Source organism: Ectobacillus panaciterrae DSM 19096 (assembly GCF_000430785.1).
Classification (GTDB): domain Bacteria; phylum Bacillota; class Bacilli; order Bacillales; family Bacillaceae_G; genus Ectobacillus; species Ectobacillus panaciterrae.
This window is the reverse complement of the sequence record NZ_AUMR01000019.1, coordinates 1-14,206: the sequence shown is the minus strand read 5'-3', so window position 1 is coordinate 14,206 and position 14,206 is coordinate 1. Positions and strand designations below refer to the sequence as shown.

The window sequence follows — 14,206 nt, the reverse complement described above, 5'->3', positions numbered from 1 at the left end:
TAGTGGAACGAATCAGGATAAAGGAGGAAATTCAGTGAAAAAGATTATTGTAAATGGAATCATTGTCACGGCTGCGGATACATACAAAGCAGACGTATTAATTGAAAACGGAAAAATTTCTGCAATTGGACACCAGCTGTCAAGAGAAGACGCGGAAGTAGTAGATGCAAATGGCTGTTACATTTTTCCGGGTGCGATTGATCCGCATACGCATTTGGATATGCCGTTTGGCGGAACGGTTACAAAGGACGATTTTGAAACAGGTACGATGGCAGCTGCCTTTGGCGGAACGACAACAATCATTGATTTTTGCTTAACAAATAAAGGCGAGTCGTTGCAAAATTCAATTCAAACGTGGCATGACAAATCAAAAGAAAAAGCAGTCATCGATTACAGCTTCCACTTGATGATCGGTGAAATCAATGAAGCCGTCCTAAACGAGCTGCCGCAAGTCATTGAAGAAGGAATCACATCTTTTAAAGTCTTCATGGCTTATAAAAACGTATTCCAGGCGGATGACGGCACATTGTACCGCACGCTCATTGAGGCGAAGAAGCTGGGGGCGCTCGTCATGGTGCATGCAGAAAACGGCGATGTCATCGATTACTTAACGAAGCAAGCGTTGGAGGAAGGAAAAACAGAGCCGATCTATCATGCGTTAACAAGACCGCCTGAAGTGGAGGGGGAAGCAACGGGCCGTGCTTGCCAGCTGACGGCTTTAGCGGATTCGCAGCTGTATGTCGTTCACGTTTCTTGTGCAGAGGCGGTTGAAAAAATTGCAGAAGCAAGAAACAAAGGCCTGGACGTATGGGGAGAAACGTGCCCGCAATATTTGGTTCTGGATCGATCTTATTTAGAGAAGCCGAACTTTGAAGGAGCGAAGTACGTTTGGTCTCCGCCGCTGCGTGAAAAATGGCATCAGGAGGTGCTGTGGAACGCACTGAAAAACGGACAGCTGCAAACGCTCGGATCAGACCAATGTTCCTTTGATTTTAAAGGACAAAAAGAGCTTGGAAGGGGAGACTTTACAAAAATTCCAAACGGCGGGCCGATTATCGAAGACCGAGTGAGCGTTCTGTTCTCTGAAGGTGTAAAGAAAGGCAGAATTTCCTTGAACCAGTTTGTTGAGATTACCTCTACTCGCATTGCCAAGCTGTTCGGTTTATTCCCGCAAAAAGGTACGGTTGCAGTGGGATCTGACGCAGACTTGGTCATTTTCGATCCGACCGCGGAACGCGTGATTTCGGCAGCCACTCACCATATGGCGGTCGATTATAACGCGTTTGAAGGTATGCGAGTGACTGGAGAACCAGTGAGTGTCCTCTGCCGCGGAGAATTTGTTGTGCGCGACAAGCGATTTGTCGGAAAGCCTGGTTATGGAACGTATTTAAAGAGAAAAAAATACGGCGAAGATACTTTAAAACAGCAAGAGACTATATCCATACAGTGATATTGGCTGATGAAGTTTCACCTTATCTCGTTCTAACCGTCCGTAGCAAAGGGGCCAAAGCGAGAGGGAAAACGGACGGTAAGAACCCGATTGGTTCAACTAACATTCTTGGAGAAAAGAGCTCCAAGAATGAAGTTTCACCTTATCTCATCTATTCTGAAAAAGGGGGGGTTTTATGAAGACACAGATTGAACAAAACGGGATTGTAACCCTGACAGACGAAGCTGCTCAAAAGTTAAGCGACAGCCCGATGTGGAATGACGATTTGCGGCCGACGACCTTACAGGAACATTCATGGAAAGGATTGAATTTCGCTACCTTGTGGATCGGGATGTGTTTATGCATCCCGACCTACACAATGGCCAGCGGGATGATTTCATTAGGAATGAACTGGTGGCAAGCTATCGGAACGATTTTTCTTGGCAATGTAATTGTTCTTATTCCGATTCTACTGAATGCTCATGCCGGGACAAAGTTTGGTATTCCGTATCCTGTTTTCGCACGGCTTTGGTTCGGGGCAAAAGGGGCGCACATTCCTGCCTTGGCCCGTGCCGTTGTGGCTGCTGGATGGTTCGGGATTAATACATGGATTGGAACCACTGCAATCGATACATTGTTGTCAGCCTCATTCCGGGCTTGGGCGGATTTACCCGGACATACAGCCATAGTGTTCGCACTGTTTTGGGCATTAAATGTCGGTGTGGCATATAAAGGTCCACAGGCGATTAAAACATTGGGGGCAATCGCCGCCCCTACCATAGCTGTTGCAGCCATCGTCCTATTTGGCTGGGCATTCACCCGTGCGGGAGGTTTGGGCCCCATTTTGGAAACTCCTTCTAAATTCGAAACAACGGGCGAGTTTTTAAAAATATTTTTCCCTGCACTCATGGGAGTTATCTCTTTTTGGGCTACGCTGGCCTTGAATATTCCTGATTTTTGCCGATATGCAAAAAGTCAAAAATCGCAAATGGTTGCTCAAGCATCCTCCCTTCCGATTACAATGACCATCTTTTCTTTTATCGGTATTGCGGTTACATCAGCGACTGTCGTTATATTCGGCCAGGCTATATGGGATCCCGTACAGCTGCTCGCTAAATTCCCGCCGTTGGTTATCTTTTTAGGAACAGTTGTCATTGTTATTTCTTCCCTAACGATTAACGTCGGAGCTAACATCGTAGCTCCTGCCCGTGCCATCGAGAATTTGCATCCAAAACGGATTACATTCGGAATTGGCGTCCTTATTACTGGAGTTTTCGCCATTATGATGCAGCCGTGGTATATCATGTCTAACTTTGGAAACTATATATTCGGCTGGCTTGGCACATACGGTGCTTTGCTAGGACCGATTGATGGAATCGCCATCGCGGACTATTGGCTTGTCCGCCGCAGAAAAATGGTTCTCAAAGAACTATATGAACCTGGCGGACGTTACAACTATTCGAGCGGATTTAATAAAAACGGGGTTTACGCCTTAATTTGCGGAATTGCTGTTCCTATACTCGGATTGATGATTTCAGGACTGCACTTCATATGGGAAAATGCTTTGGCCTTCGGATTAATCATTTCCATGGGCATTTACGCTTATTTAATGAAAGATGATAAAAGTGTTTTACGGGAAGGTGAATATGAGAAAATCACGAATATCAAAGGTCCGGTGACGGAAGAAGTGGTTGTCGGCAAAGAGCAGCCTATTTAAAGAAAAGGAGTGTTTTGTATGTCATCACATACGGAATTTTTGGCAGAGCGCGATAAAATTGATTTTCTCATTCAAAAGGGCTATTTGATTGCAAATATCCGGGAAACGCTTGACGGGGCTTTTGTTGATTTTGAAAAGCAAGGAGAAGCAGAAGAACCCCAAACGCTGCATATCATGACCGCGGATGCGCGCAAATATTTTTCGGCTCTTCTCATTAAACAAATGAGCAGCGTTTCCTAAGAAACAGGACCGGCATGTACGCCGGTCCTGTTTCATTTTGAGAAAAGAAGGAATGCTCTTTTAAAAACACGAATAGTATACTCATTATGCTTTTTAGAAGAGGTGAAGATATGCAGCATCACTTCCAGCTTACGATGACAGATATTTTAAAACGAAAACATTTTGAAAAAGCTGAAATAATTGCCGGAGAAGCAGGGTTGCAGCGTGCCGTCAAATGGGTGCATATACTAGAAGTGGCAAACGTCAAAACACTTTTAAAAGGGCAGGAGCTCGTTTTATCAACAGGATTAGGATGGAAAGAAGACCCGGCATTGTTCCTCTCGTTTTTGCAAGAGCTTCTCGAAATGCAAGCATCCGGTTTATGCATTGATATGACAAGACACCCTTTCCGAATCCCGCAGGACATCATCCGTTTGGCAAACGATCATGCATTTCCCATCCTGCTCTTTCAACAGGAAGTTCCGTATGTAGAGATTACGCACGATATCCACTCTCATCTCATCAATCAGCAATATCAAATGATTTCAAACCTTGAACAATATTCGCAAGTGTTAAACAAGAAACTGCTGTCTATCCGAAATTGCAAAGAGATTCTTGAGCTGCTGCAGCATCATCTCGGTCATACTGTGGTGTTTCAAATGAATGGAAATAAAAAATATGTTTTGCCTTATGAGAATGTAGAGAGAGTAAAAGGTGTTGATGAACGCAAAACAGCCCATCAATGTATTCAGCTGCTCGGGCAAAATTATGCAGACCTCTTTATTTACACAGCCGATGAAGTCACTGAATACGACACGCTCATTCTGGATCGAACAGCTACAGCACTTGCACAGCATTTACTTCGTGATTTATATGTAGAAGAGAAAAGAAGGGCAGAGGAAAACGAGTGGGTGCACAGCTGGCTTTCCGGGGAGCATGATGAAGATGAAATCATGGGGTTTCTCGTGAGTCATCGAATGCCGCATAAACCGAAAGGCGGAACGGTGTGCATTTGCAAGTTTCAAGATTTAGATACCGATTTTATATATTTTAAACTGCTATTCCGGACAATCTTTGAACAGTTCGGGTTTTCCGCGCTTTGTACAGAGAAACGAAATGAACTTGCTTTTGTTCTATTAAACAATCGGGACAGCAAAATGAGACAACGGATTGAAAGCGGCCTGCAGCGACTGATGCAATCCGATTTTATGAAGAAACAAAAACTTGCCGTTACGATTGGGGTCGGAAAGTTCAGTGAACAGCTTGAAGATTTCACGAAAGGCTTCTTAACAGCAAAGGAAGCGATTAAAGTACAACAAAATACAGGAAAGCAGTGCCATTTCTATGAAGATTTGCACATGTACCGTTTGATTTCCATGATACATAAGCATAGCGATTTGCAGGAAATTGTCCTTGAATACTTAGATCCTGTCATTTGCTATGATCAAAAGTATAAAGGAAATCTGATGGAAACCCTGCGGGTCTATTTGGCTTGCAACGGCTCCAAGCAGGAAACGGCAAACCGATTATTCGTTGTCAGACAAACGCTGTATCATCGCATCACGAAGCTGGAGCAGCTGCTCGGTGCAGATTTCATGAAGCCGGAAAAAAGGCTTGTTATTGAATTTATGCTGCAGGCTTACGATTATTTGATATTAACGAATCGTATAAAAATGTATCAGTAGCCAGTAAGCTATCTCTATGTTACAGAAAATTTATACGTCTGTACACTAACCAACATGTAGAAGAAAAGGATAGAGGCGTTTGACACTATGTCTAATGAATGCCTGCAGTATATACGAGATAATGATAGAAAGCCATTAAAAATATAGGAGGGGACTTATGGCAACGACAAAGAGTGATACATTGGTTCTCAGAAATTTCATTAACGGACAATGGGTAGAAGCGAGCGGCAGTGAAGTACTGGATGTTCCGAATCCTGCAACTGGCGAAGTGCTTGCCAAGGTCGGAATCTCTACAAAAGAAGATGTGGAAAAAGCAGTACAAGCCGCAAAGACAGCGTTCGCAGAGTGGAAAAAGGTGCCCGTTCCAAAACGCGCCCGCGTTCTATTTAAATATCATTACTTATTAACCGAGCAGCATGAAGAGCTGGCAAAGCTGATTGTACTAGAAAACGGCAAAGCGTATAAGGAAGCATACGGAGAAGTGCAGCGCGGCATAGAGTGCGTAGAATTCGCCGCAGGCGCTCCCTCGCTTTTAATGGGAGAATCGCTTTCTGGCATCGCAGAGGACATCGATTCTGAAATGTTCCGCTATCCGTTAGGCGTAGTTGGAGGTATTACGCCGTTTAACTTCCCGATGATGGTGCCGTTATGGATGTTCCCGCTTGCGATTGCATGCGGCAATACATTTGTGCTCAAGCCATCCGAACGGACGCCGATTTTGGCGAACAAGCTTGCTGAATTATTTACAAAGGCAGGCGGACCGGCAGGGGTGCTGAATATCGTTCACGGCGCGCATGATGTTGTAAATGGACTTTTGGATCATGATGACGTAAAAGCCATTTCGTTTGTCGGCTCTCAGCCGGTTGCGAAATACGTGTATCAGCGCGCTGCGGCGCAAGGAAAACGAGTGCAGGCCTTATCAGGCGCAAAAAATCATCATATCGTCATGCCTGACACTGATATGAATAAAGCGGCAGACCACATTATCTCATCTGCTTTTGGAAGCGCCGGCCAGCGCTGTATGGCGTGCAGCGCTGTTGTGGTAGTCGGAGACAACGACGCTTTTGTAAAAGCGCTAAAGGATAAAGCGGATGAACTCAGTATAGGTAACGGATTGGATGAAGAAGTATTATTAACGCCTGTAATTCGTCAATCACATCGTGAAAAAGTAATCGGGTATATTGAAACAGGCGTCCGAGAAGGAGCACAGCTGATCCGGGACGGCCGCAAGGAAATGGATCAAATCTCTGAAGGAATTTTCTTAGGGCCAACAATTTTTGATCATGTAACGCCGCAGATGACGATTGCGAAGGATGAAATTTTTGCACCGGTACTAAGCTTGCTTCGTGCAGAGAACTTGGATGAAGCATTGGAATATATCCAGAAGTCTCGATACGGAAACGGTGCGACCATTTATACAAAGGACGCAAAGGCGATTCGGCAATTCCGGGAAGAAGCGGATGCGGGAATGCTGGGTGTGAACGTCGGCGTACCGGCAACAATGGCGTTTTTTCCATTCTCCGGCTGGAAGGATTCTTTCTACGGCGACTTGCATGTAAACGGAAAAGATGGCGTGAACTTCTATACGCGCAAAAAGATGATTACATCCCGATTCGACTTCTAATTTAATAAGGGAGGAGAGGACTATGGTGAAAATCAAACAAAATGAAGATTTAGCGGCTAAGGATGCCCGATACGTGTGGCACGCCATGAGACCGTACAGTCCTGATGCAACAATGGTCGCAAAAAAGGCAGAAGGCGCGTGGGTAACGGACAAGGACGGAAAGCGATATTTGGATGCGATGGCCGGTCTTTGGTGTGTAAATGTAGGGTACGGACGCGAAGAATTGGCGGAAGCAGCTTACGAGCAATTAAAGGAGCTGGCGTACTTCCCAATGACACAAAGCCATGAGCCTGCGATCAAGCTCGCCGAAAAGCTGAATGAACTGCTTGGGGAAGAGTACGTTATTTTTTATTCCAACAGCGGGTCCGAAGCGAACGAAACGGCTTTCAAAATCGCCCGTCAATATCATCAGCAAAAAGGAGAAGGAAGCCGTTATAAGATCGTATCGCGCTACCGGGCTTATCACGGCAATTCCATGGGTGCATTGGCAGCTACTGGTCAAGCGCAGCGCAAATATAAGTATGAGCCCTTGGCGCCGGGTTTCTTGCATGTAGCGCCGCCGGACAGCTATCGCAATAATGAAGACGGCAAAGCGCCCCATGAAATGGAATCCGTAAAAGCCATTGATAATGCAATGACTTGGGAGCTCAGCGAAACGGTTGCTGCTGTCATTATGGAGCCGATTATTACAGGGGGAGGAATCTTAATTCCGCCGGACGGCTACATGAAGGGCGTCAAGGAAGTGTGTGAAAAACACGGGGCGCTTCTGATTGTCGATGAAGTCATCTGCGGCTTCGGCAGAACAGGAAAGGCGTTTGGTTTTATGAACTACGGTGTCAAACCAGATATCATTACGATGGCGAAAGGACTGACAAGCGCATATCTTCCGCTTTCTGCAACCGCGGTGAGAAAGGATATTTACGATGCGTTTAAGGGTTCGGAGGAATATGATTATTTCCGCCATGTCAACACGTTCGGGGGCAGCCCGGCAGCTTGTGCTGTAGCGCTGAAAAACTTGGAAATCATGGAGCGCGAGCACTTGTTTGAACGATCTGAGCTGTTAGGGAAACAACTGTTACAGGAAATTCAGGCACAGCTTGCCAATCATCCATTTGTCGGGGATGTACGCGGAAAAGGCTTATTAATTGGAATTGAGCTCGTAGAAGACAAAACAACGAAAGTTCCGCTGGATGTGAATCTCGTTAATCGAGTTATTGGTGCATGTAAAGAAAAAGGCGTTATTATCGGCAAAAACGGTACGACAGTTGCGGGTTATAATAACGTGCTTACTCTTTCTCCGCCTTTGAATATTAAGGAGGAAGATGTGCAGTTTCTTGAGAAAGTGCTTGTAGAAGCGTTAGAAAGCATTAAATAAATCGAGCAGCACTCGCAGTTTTACAATTGTGAGTGCCTTTTTGTTATAAATAAAGTTATTTTGAGAACAGGTGAACTACCACGAACCTAAAGGTATCGTGGTTTTACGCCCACAAGTATAAATACATACAAAAGCTAGTTCTTCTGAAGAGACGCGAGAGATAATTAAGAAAGGACTCAGCTGTTTAAGAGGATAGGTTGATAGAGGAGCTTTATCCATTTCGATTGGTGTTATTACAAAAATAAAAAACACCCGGGTTACCGGGTGTTTCTAACGTCATTATATTTAACTTACTTTTTCTTCTGCATTTTCTCTTTGGTTTAGTGAGCTATGCTTTTTGCTATATGAGAAATAGATGATTAGACCGATCACTAACCAAACGCCGAAGCCCATCCAAGTTGCAGCTGGAAGCTGAAGAACTAAGTATCCGCAGAATACTACTGCTAGGATAGGAATGGCTGGTGAAAATGGTACTTGGAAACCGCGCTTTAAGTCCGGTTGTGTTTTGCGCAATACGAGAATACCAATGGAAACTGTGATGAATGCGAACAGTGTTCCGATGTTTGTTAACTCAGCTAATTTGCCGAGCGGCACAAAGCCTGCAAAAAAAGCAACTATTACTGCGGTTACCCAAGAATTTAGGACCGGTGTTTGTGTTTTTCTGTTTACACGAGAGAACATTTTTGGAAGCAATCCGTCACGGCTGATTGCGTAGAAGAGACGAGATTGCGAGTAAAGCATAACAAGTAATACTGTTGTGATACCAACGATTGCGCCTACAGAGATAAAACCTGCAATCCAATCTTGGTGAATATAGTTCAATGCGAATGCTACTGGGTTTTTCACGTTTAACTGATCGTATGGCACGATACCAGTCAAAATTAAAGAAACAACGATATATAAAATTGTACATACAGCTAAGGAAGCGATAATACCAATCGGCATGTTTCGTTTCGGATTGCGAACTTCTTCTGCAGCTGTAGCAATTGCATCGAATCCGATGTAAGCAAAGAATACAGTTGCCGCGCCAGTCGCTACGCCAGAGAAACCGAACGGCATGAACGGTGTCCAGTTCGAAGGTTTTACATACCAAACGCCAACACCGATAAATAATAGAACTACAGCTAATTTAATGATTACCAGGATAGAGTTAAAGCGAGCGGATTTTTTCACACCGCGTGTTAGTAAGAACGTAATGATGAAAATGATAATGACAGCCGGTAAATCAATAAACGTACCCTTTGCCGCGTCATACGCGCTTGTTAAAGCTGTCGGAAATTTAATGCCAAAGCCTGCAAGAAGCCCTTGGAAATAACCGGACCAGCCCGCCGCAACTGCGGAAGAGGCAAGCCCATATTCCAGGATTAAGTCCCAACCTAGAATCCAGGCGAAAATCTCACCGAACGCTGCATAGCTGTATGTGTAAGCACTGCCGGATACAGGTACTGTGGATGCGAACTCCGCATAACAAAGTGCCGCAAATACACAGGCAAAACCAGAAAGAATAAAGGATAAAATAAGTGCTGGACCTGCATGCTCTGCTGCTGCAACCCCTGTTAATACAAAAATTCCTGTACCGATGATGGCACCGATACCGAGCATTGTTAAATCGAATGCCCCTAAGTCTTTTTTCAGAGAAGTGCCGCTGCCGCTAGATTCTCTAATAAGCTTTTGAATTGATTTTTTTCTGAACAAGCTCATGATGCTCTCCTTCCGTTAAAAAAAATGTCGAATCTTGTTGTGATATGAATAGATTGTACAACAATCATGCATTGTTGTAAAGTTAGAAAAGTAAGAAAATTTATAAAAAAATATTTTTATCTTTTGTAGGCGAGAAGACCCCATCCTCAAGGAATGGGAAGGGCACAGCCCAATGAGTAGGGTGGGGATGAATCGCCCTCGGACAAGGGATGGCTATATGCCATCCCTTGTCCGACTGTTCGAGTGCGATCTGCAGAAGATACCGTATCATTTGTGCACAAGTGCCAAACTCTTTCTGTTCTTTGTAGATTTCCAATCGTGTGTTTGCAACGAACGGAACATTCGTTTGTTTTTTTCTTTTATTTACCTTATTTTTCCAGTGTGTACATGTTATACTACCTATATGGAAAAAGGAGGTGAAGTACCATGTTAGTCAACAAGGCATACAAGTTCCGTATCTACCCAAATAAAGAACAATCCACCTTCATCAATAAAACAATCGGGTGCAGCCGCTTTGTATTCAATCGCTTCCTTGCAGCGTGGAATGATGCCTACAAGGCAACAGGTGAAGGTTTGACGTACAACTCTTGCTCGAAACAGCTCACAGCGCTTAAAAAAGAAGTGCCATGGCTGAAAGAAGTAGACAGCGTTGCCTTGCAATCTTCCCTCAAGAACCTTGACGATGCCTTTAAACGCTTTTTCAAAAAACAAAATGACGCGCCGCGCTTCAAAAGCAAACGAAATAAAGTCCAATCCTATATCACAAAGCATACAAATGGAAACATTGCGGTAGAGGGCAATTACATCAAGCTCCCTAAGCTGGGCCTTGTTCGATTTGCCAAAAGCCGTGAAGTGGAAGGCCGTATTCTGAGCGCCACAGTAAGACGAAATCCATCTGGCAAATACTTTGTATCCCTCTTGGCAGAAGTAGAGGTACAACCCAAACAGAAAACGGGATCAAGCGTTGGCGTCGACTTAGGAATCAAGGACTTTGCCATTTTCAGTACAGGAGAAATATTCTCGAATCCAAAATGGTTTCGTACGCTGGAAGTCAAATTGGCGAAAGCCCAGCGTATTCTATCCAGACGTAAAAAAGGCTCTGCCAATTGGAACAAACAACGCATCAAAGTTGCGCGTATGCATGAACGTATTGTGAATGCCAGAACAGACTACTTGCAGAAAATCTCTACCTATGTGGTCGAAAACCATGATCTCATCGGGATAGAAGATTTGCAGGTGTCGAACATGCTGAAGAACGGCAACCTTGCAAAAGCCATCAGTGAAGTAAGCTGGTCGCAATTCCGCACGATGTTGGCGTACAAAGCCCAATGGTACGGCAAGCAAATCGTCGCTGTGTCCAAGACATTTGCAAGCAGCCAGTTATGCTCCTGTTGCGGCTACAAACATAAAGACGTGAAGAATCTCAATTTGCGTGAGTGGACATGCCCATCTTGCGAAACCCATCACGATCGAGATTTGAACGCAGGACAGAATCTTAGAAACGAAGCGATTCGTCTCTCAACCGTCGGAGCGACGGGGGTGGCCTAATCCATAACTGGTCGATAGGCTAGTGTTCTTAGGAATCCCCCACTTCAAGGAGCGTTAGCGAGTAAGTGGTGGGTAGTTCAAATATGAAAAAAGTGATGATTGCATATGAAAATTATCGTATTATCCGACACACATATGCGAAAAGAGCCAAAACACTGCCAAGCGGCTCATTTTAGGTTTGGAAATAGCTGATTTGATTATGCATGCCAGGGATTGGCGGAATTTGGATGTGTATGGAGAGTTATCGCGATATGGGAAAGTTGTTGGTGTAATCGGGAATGTGGACGGATCTGAGATATTTGCGTTTTCAGCGCACACATCTGTCAATATATAATATCTGTAAAGAAATATAAAAAGAGAGGAGGCGCAATGGTGCGGAAAGAAGCGCTTTATCAGAAAGCGGCTGAACGGTTTGGGAGAAATGATGATGTGTTTTTTCTATATGTACAAAAAGGCAGTGAATGGATGAAACGGGTGAAAGAATTTGAACGGGAAAGAGCGCTGCTGCGAATGGACTATTTGGTTCGGGGTATTTGTGAACGGGAAGTGGACGGCTTATTAGATGACCCTTCACTATATAAATGCGGTTATATACCAAAGGAGTTTCGTTTTTCCTTTCTGGATTGTAGGTTCTCTCTTCTGGGAGAAGTCGTGTTTGGCATAACAGAAGAATTATATTTTACCGAGGAGCAGTGGCGGCAGTTTCTGCTGTTTTTACAGGAGGAAGATATTTAAAAATATGATTTCTTACTGTCTTTTCTTATTTTTGTGCATACTAGGAAGAGCACAATAAAAGGAGATGTACAAATGAACAAGCAGGAGCAAGAAACGAAAAACAGGCTGAATACAACTGAAAGAGTGGCGCAAATAGAAGATCCGCAAGGGAATGAAGCGGATAGCAGAATAACATTTGCCCAAGTTCCGATAGATCAGTTTCGTTTGGATGTAATGAACATGGATTGAACTAGAAAACCCGCCTGCTAAAGAGGCGGGTTTTCTAGTTTATCTGCCAAAGGAATTCATTCAAATTCCTATATATGTAAAATGAATTCCCCGCTCTGCCGTAACTCTGGTGTCTCAAAACCCGCTCTCGCAGGTGGGCATTCGCAGCTGTTTTTTCAAAGTCCTGTCTAAGCAGGCATGTTGGCAAAACAGCATTATTGAATTCCCGAAAAATGTTTATAGGTTTGAGACATCAAGGAGCATACGCACATCGCAGGTATGTAAGCTTCTTTAATTTAGCGCAAGGATTTTATTATAGTATAAAGAATAATGTATGTCAAACTGAAGTTTGAATGATGAAGAATCGACTTACATTATGTTTCAATACAGCTATTCTATACTTTTATGATCTTTATCTCAACAGTTAAATGCAGCCAAACAAGATATCTTTTGCTAGTGTCCATGAAAAGAATGATGATTGGGTATTCCATTCTGCATTATTTCTATTCTTGAGAATGAATATGGAAGCCGTGCTCTTGAAGAGTGAGGACAATCCGTTCTTCAGAAACTTTTGTTTCATCAAATTGAATCTTTACTTTTCCTCCTTCTACATCCGCTAACGCTCGTTCAACGCCCGCTATGTCAATTAAAGTACTTTCTAATGACTGAATGGCGGGAGCGGACTTTGCTTCTTGCACAAATAATGTTGTTTCTGCCAATGATATCATCCTTCCTTATTCATTTGTCCCGAAGAGCAGTTTAAAGAGATCATGGTCCTGACCAGCCGCAAATGCAGCAATAGAACTAAAATCCGGGTTATTTATCTCGTTCATGCCTATAGTATGCTTCAAGCATGAACCCGCATACTGAAAAAGATGGATTGTAAAGAAGAAACGATATAGTAAATGAAAAAGGACTAAACAAGCATTCAGTATTTCTTTCCCGAAGCAGCAATCCTTTGACTGTGAAAAATCCTTTCCAAATAAAAAAAGGCTCTGATTTTCAGAGCCTTTTTCACACAGCTTTAATTAAGCTTTTTGTACGTTAGAAGCTTGATCGCCACGGTTGCCTTGAACGATTTCAAATGTAACCTTTTGACCTTCTTCTAAAGATTTGAAGCCGTCGCCTTGAATAGCGGAGAAGTGAACGAATACATCGTCTCCACCTTCGCGTTCGATGAAGCCGAAACCTTTTTCTGCATTAAACCATTTAACTGTACCTTGTAACATGTTGTTACCTCCTAGTGTGCAATCACACACAATGTAATACTATCCTTGCTCTCCGAAAATACCAAGACGAAAAATCATTTTTACACTTGTTATCTTACAAACCGAACAAAAATAATTCTTCCTAAGCATAACAGGTAGAAGAATAAATAGCAAGCGAGATGATAGATATATTTTCCAACGTAAAATTCAGACTCTCATAGGTGACAAAGAAATTTCAGAAGATGACATGCTTGATCGTATTTAGGCAATATTCTGCTTCAAAGAGCGAACGGGGGCTACCGTTGGCGCTGTCAAAGAGATGGAAGATGTTTGAAGTGTTGAGCAATTCATGTTACGTTAATATAAGCAGTTGATTATAACTATAAAATTATGACTGACATGCTTTGCTTTTATGTTCGTAACGTGATATAGTGGATTTAAACCATTTTACTTTTAATACCATAGAGATTTAAATAAGCTGTAACTTCAGTAGGGGATAGCAATGTTAAATCTTCTCAGAGGTTGCAGTTTTTTAACGCCTTTTGGATTGTTAGTGAAATGGTGAAAATGGATATGTACATAAAGGTACATTTTAGGAGGATTTTTTTCATGCAAAACGGTAAAGTAAAATGGTTTAACGCTGACAAAGGTTTCGGATTCATCGAAGTTGAAGGCGGAGACGATGTATTCGTTCATTTCTCAGCTATTCAAGGCGAAGGATTCAAGTCTTTAGAAGAAGGTCAAGAAGTTACTTTTGA

The 14,206-nt window shown here is 43.3% G+C and carries 13 protein-coding genes and 1 other RNA gene; 10 read left to right on the top strand and 4 right to left on the bottom strand.

Annotation, left to right across the window (positions count from 1 at the left end; genetic code table 11):
- Nucleotides 1-34: 34 nt before the first annotated feature.
- The 6 genes from hydA (at nucleotide 35) to H540_RS0107240 (ending at nucleotide 8,049) form a co-directional block, all read left to right on the top strand.
- Nucleotides 35-1,450: a dihydropyrimidinase gene (hydA, locus tag H540_RS0107270; protein WP_028400067.1), complete on the top strand. Its 1,416-nt coding sequence runs from the start codon at nucleotides 35-37 to the stop codon at nucleotides 1,448-1,450.
- Between the two features lie 175 nt (nucleotides 1,451-1,625).
- Nucleotides 1,626-3,146, top strand: coding sequence for an NCS1 family nucleobase:cation symporter-1 (locus H540_RS0107260; RefSeq protein WP_028400065.1), 1,521 nt, complete (start codon nucleotides 1,626-1,628; stop codon nucleotides 3,144-3,146).
- An 18-nt stretch (nucleotides 3,147-3,164) separates the two neighbouring features.
- Nucleotides 3,165-3,386: a hypothetical protein gene (locus H540_RS0107255; protein ID WP_028400064.1), complete on the top strand. Its 222-nt coding sequence runs from the start codon at nucleotides 3,165-3,167 to the stop codon at nucleotides 3,384-3,386.
- A 110-nt stretch (nucleotides 3,387-3,496) separates the two neighbouring features.
- Nucleotides 3,497-5,050, top strand: coding sequence for a PucR family transcriptional regulator (locus H540_RS0107250; protein WP_028400063.1), 1,554 nt, complete (start codon nucleotides 3,497-3,499; stop codon nucleotides 5,048-5,050).
- 157 nt (nucleotides 5,051-5,207) lie between these two features.
- Nucleotides 5,208-6,674 carry a CoA-acylating methylmalonate-semialdehyde dehydrogenase gene (locus tag H540_RS0107245; protein ID WP_028400062.1) on the top strand — a complete coding sequence of 489 codons (1,467 nt, stop codon included), beginning with the start codon at nucleotides 5,208-5,210 and terminating at the stop codon, nucleotides 6,672-6,674.
- A gap of 22 nt (nucleotides 6,675-6,696) precedes the next feature.
- Nucleotides 6,697-8,049, top strand: a complete 1,353-nt coding sequence (locus tag H540_RS0107240) for an aspartate aminotransferase family protein (protein ID WP_028400061.1) — start codon at nucleotides 6,697-6,699, stop codon at nucleotides 8,047-8,049.
- Between the two features lie 285 nt (nucleotides 8,050-8,334).
- Here H540_RS0107240 and bcaP read toward each other — a convergent pair whose 3' ends face one another.
- On the bottom strand, nucleotides 8,335-9,750 hold the full coding sequence (gene bcaP / locus H540_RS0107235) for a branched-chain amino acid transporter BcaP (protein ID WP_028400060.1): 1,416 nt from the start codon (nucleotides 9,748-9,750) through the stop codon (nucleotides 8,335-8,337).
- A gap of 426 nt (nucleotides 9,751-10,176) precedes the next feature.
- On the opposite strand from bcaP, the gene tnpB reads away from it, so the two are divergent.
- From tnpB to H540_RS33030, 3 genes are all read left to right on the top strand, one after another.
- Entirely contained in the window at nucleotides 10,177-11,298 is a 1,122-nt protein-coding gene (gene tnpB / locus H540_RS0107230) for an IS200/IS605 family element RNA-guided endonuclease TnpB (protein ID WP_028400059.1), read from the top strand.
- Nucleotides 11,299-11,667: 369 nt separating this feature from the next.
- Nucleotides 11,668-12,033, top strand: a complete 366-nt coding sequence (locus H540_RS31335) for a hypothetical protein (protein ID WP_051317019.1) — start codon at nucleotides 11,668-11,670, stop codon at nucleotides 12,031-12,033.
- 72 nt (nucleotides 12,034-12,105) lie between these two features.
- The gene (locus tag H540_RS33030; protein ID WP_155890971.1) at nucleotides 12,106-12,261 is read left to right on the top strand and encodes a hypothetical protein; all 156 of its coding nucleotides are present in this window, start codon (nucleotides 12,106-12,108) and stop codon (nucleotides 12,259-12,261) included.
- A gap of 83 nt (nucleotides 12,262-12,344) precedes the next feature.
- On the opposite strand, the gene ssrS is transcribed toward H540_RS33030, so the two are convergent.
- The 3 genes from ssrS to cspD (H540_RS0107205) form a co-directional block, all read right to left on the bottom strand.
- A non-coding RNA gene (ssrS, locus tag H540_RS31890) (6S RNA) lies at nucleotides 12,345-12,523 on the bottom strand.
- A 220-nt stretch (nucleotides 12,524-12,743) separates the two neighbouring features.
- Nucleotides 12,744-12,959 (bottom strand): heavy-metal-associated domain-containing protein, encoded by a 216-nt coding sequence (locus H540_RS0107210; protein ID WP_028400058.1) that lies wholly within the window; start codon nucleotides 12,957-12,959, stop codon nucleotides 12,744-12,746.
- A gap of 309 nt (nucleotides 12,960-13,268) precedes the next feature.
- Nucleotides 13,269-13,469, bottom strand: coding sequence for a cold-shock protein CspD (cspD, locus tag H540_RS0107205; protein WP_028400057.1), 201 nt, complete (start codon nucleotides 13,467-13,469; stop codon nucleotides 13,269-13,271).
- A 588-nt stretch (nucleotides 13,470-14,057) separates the two neighbouring features.
- Here cspD (H540_RS0107205) and cspD (H540_RS0107200) point away from each other — a divergent pair.
- Nucleotides 14,058-14,206, top strand: a 149-nt coding sequence (gene cspD, locus H540_RS0107200; protein WP_028400056.1) for a cold-shock protein CspD, incomplete at its 3' end; no start/stop codon positions are given.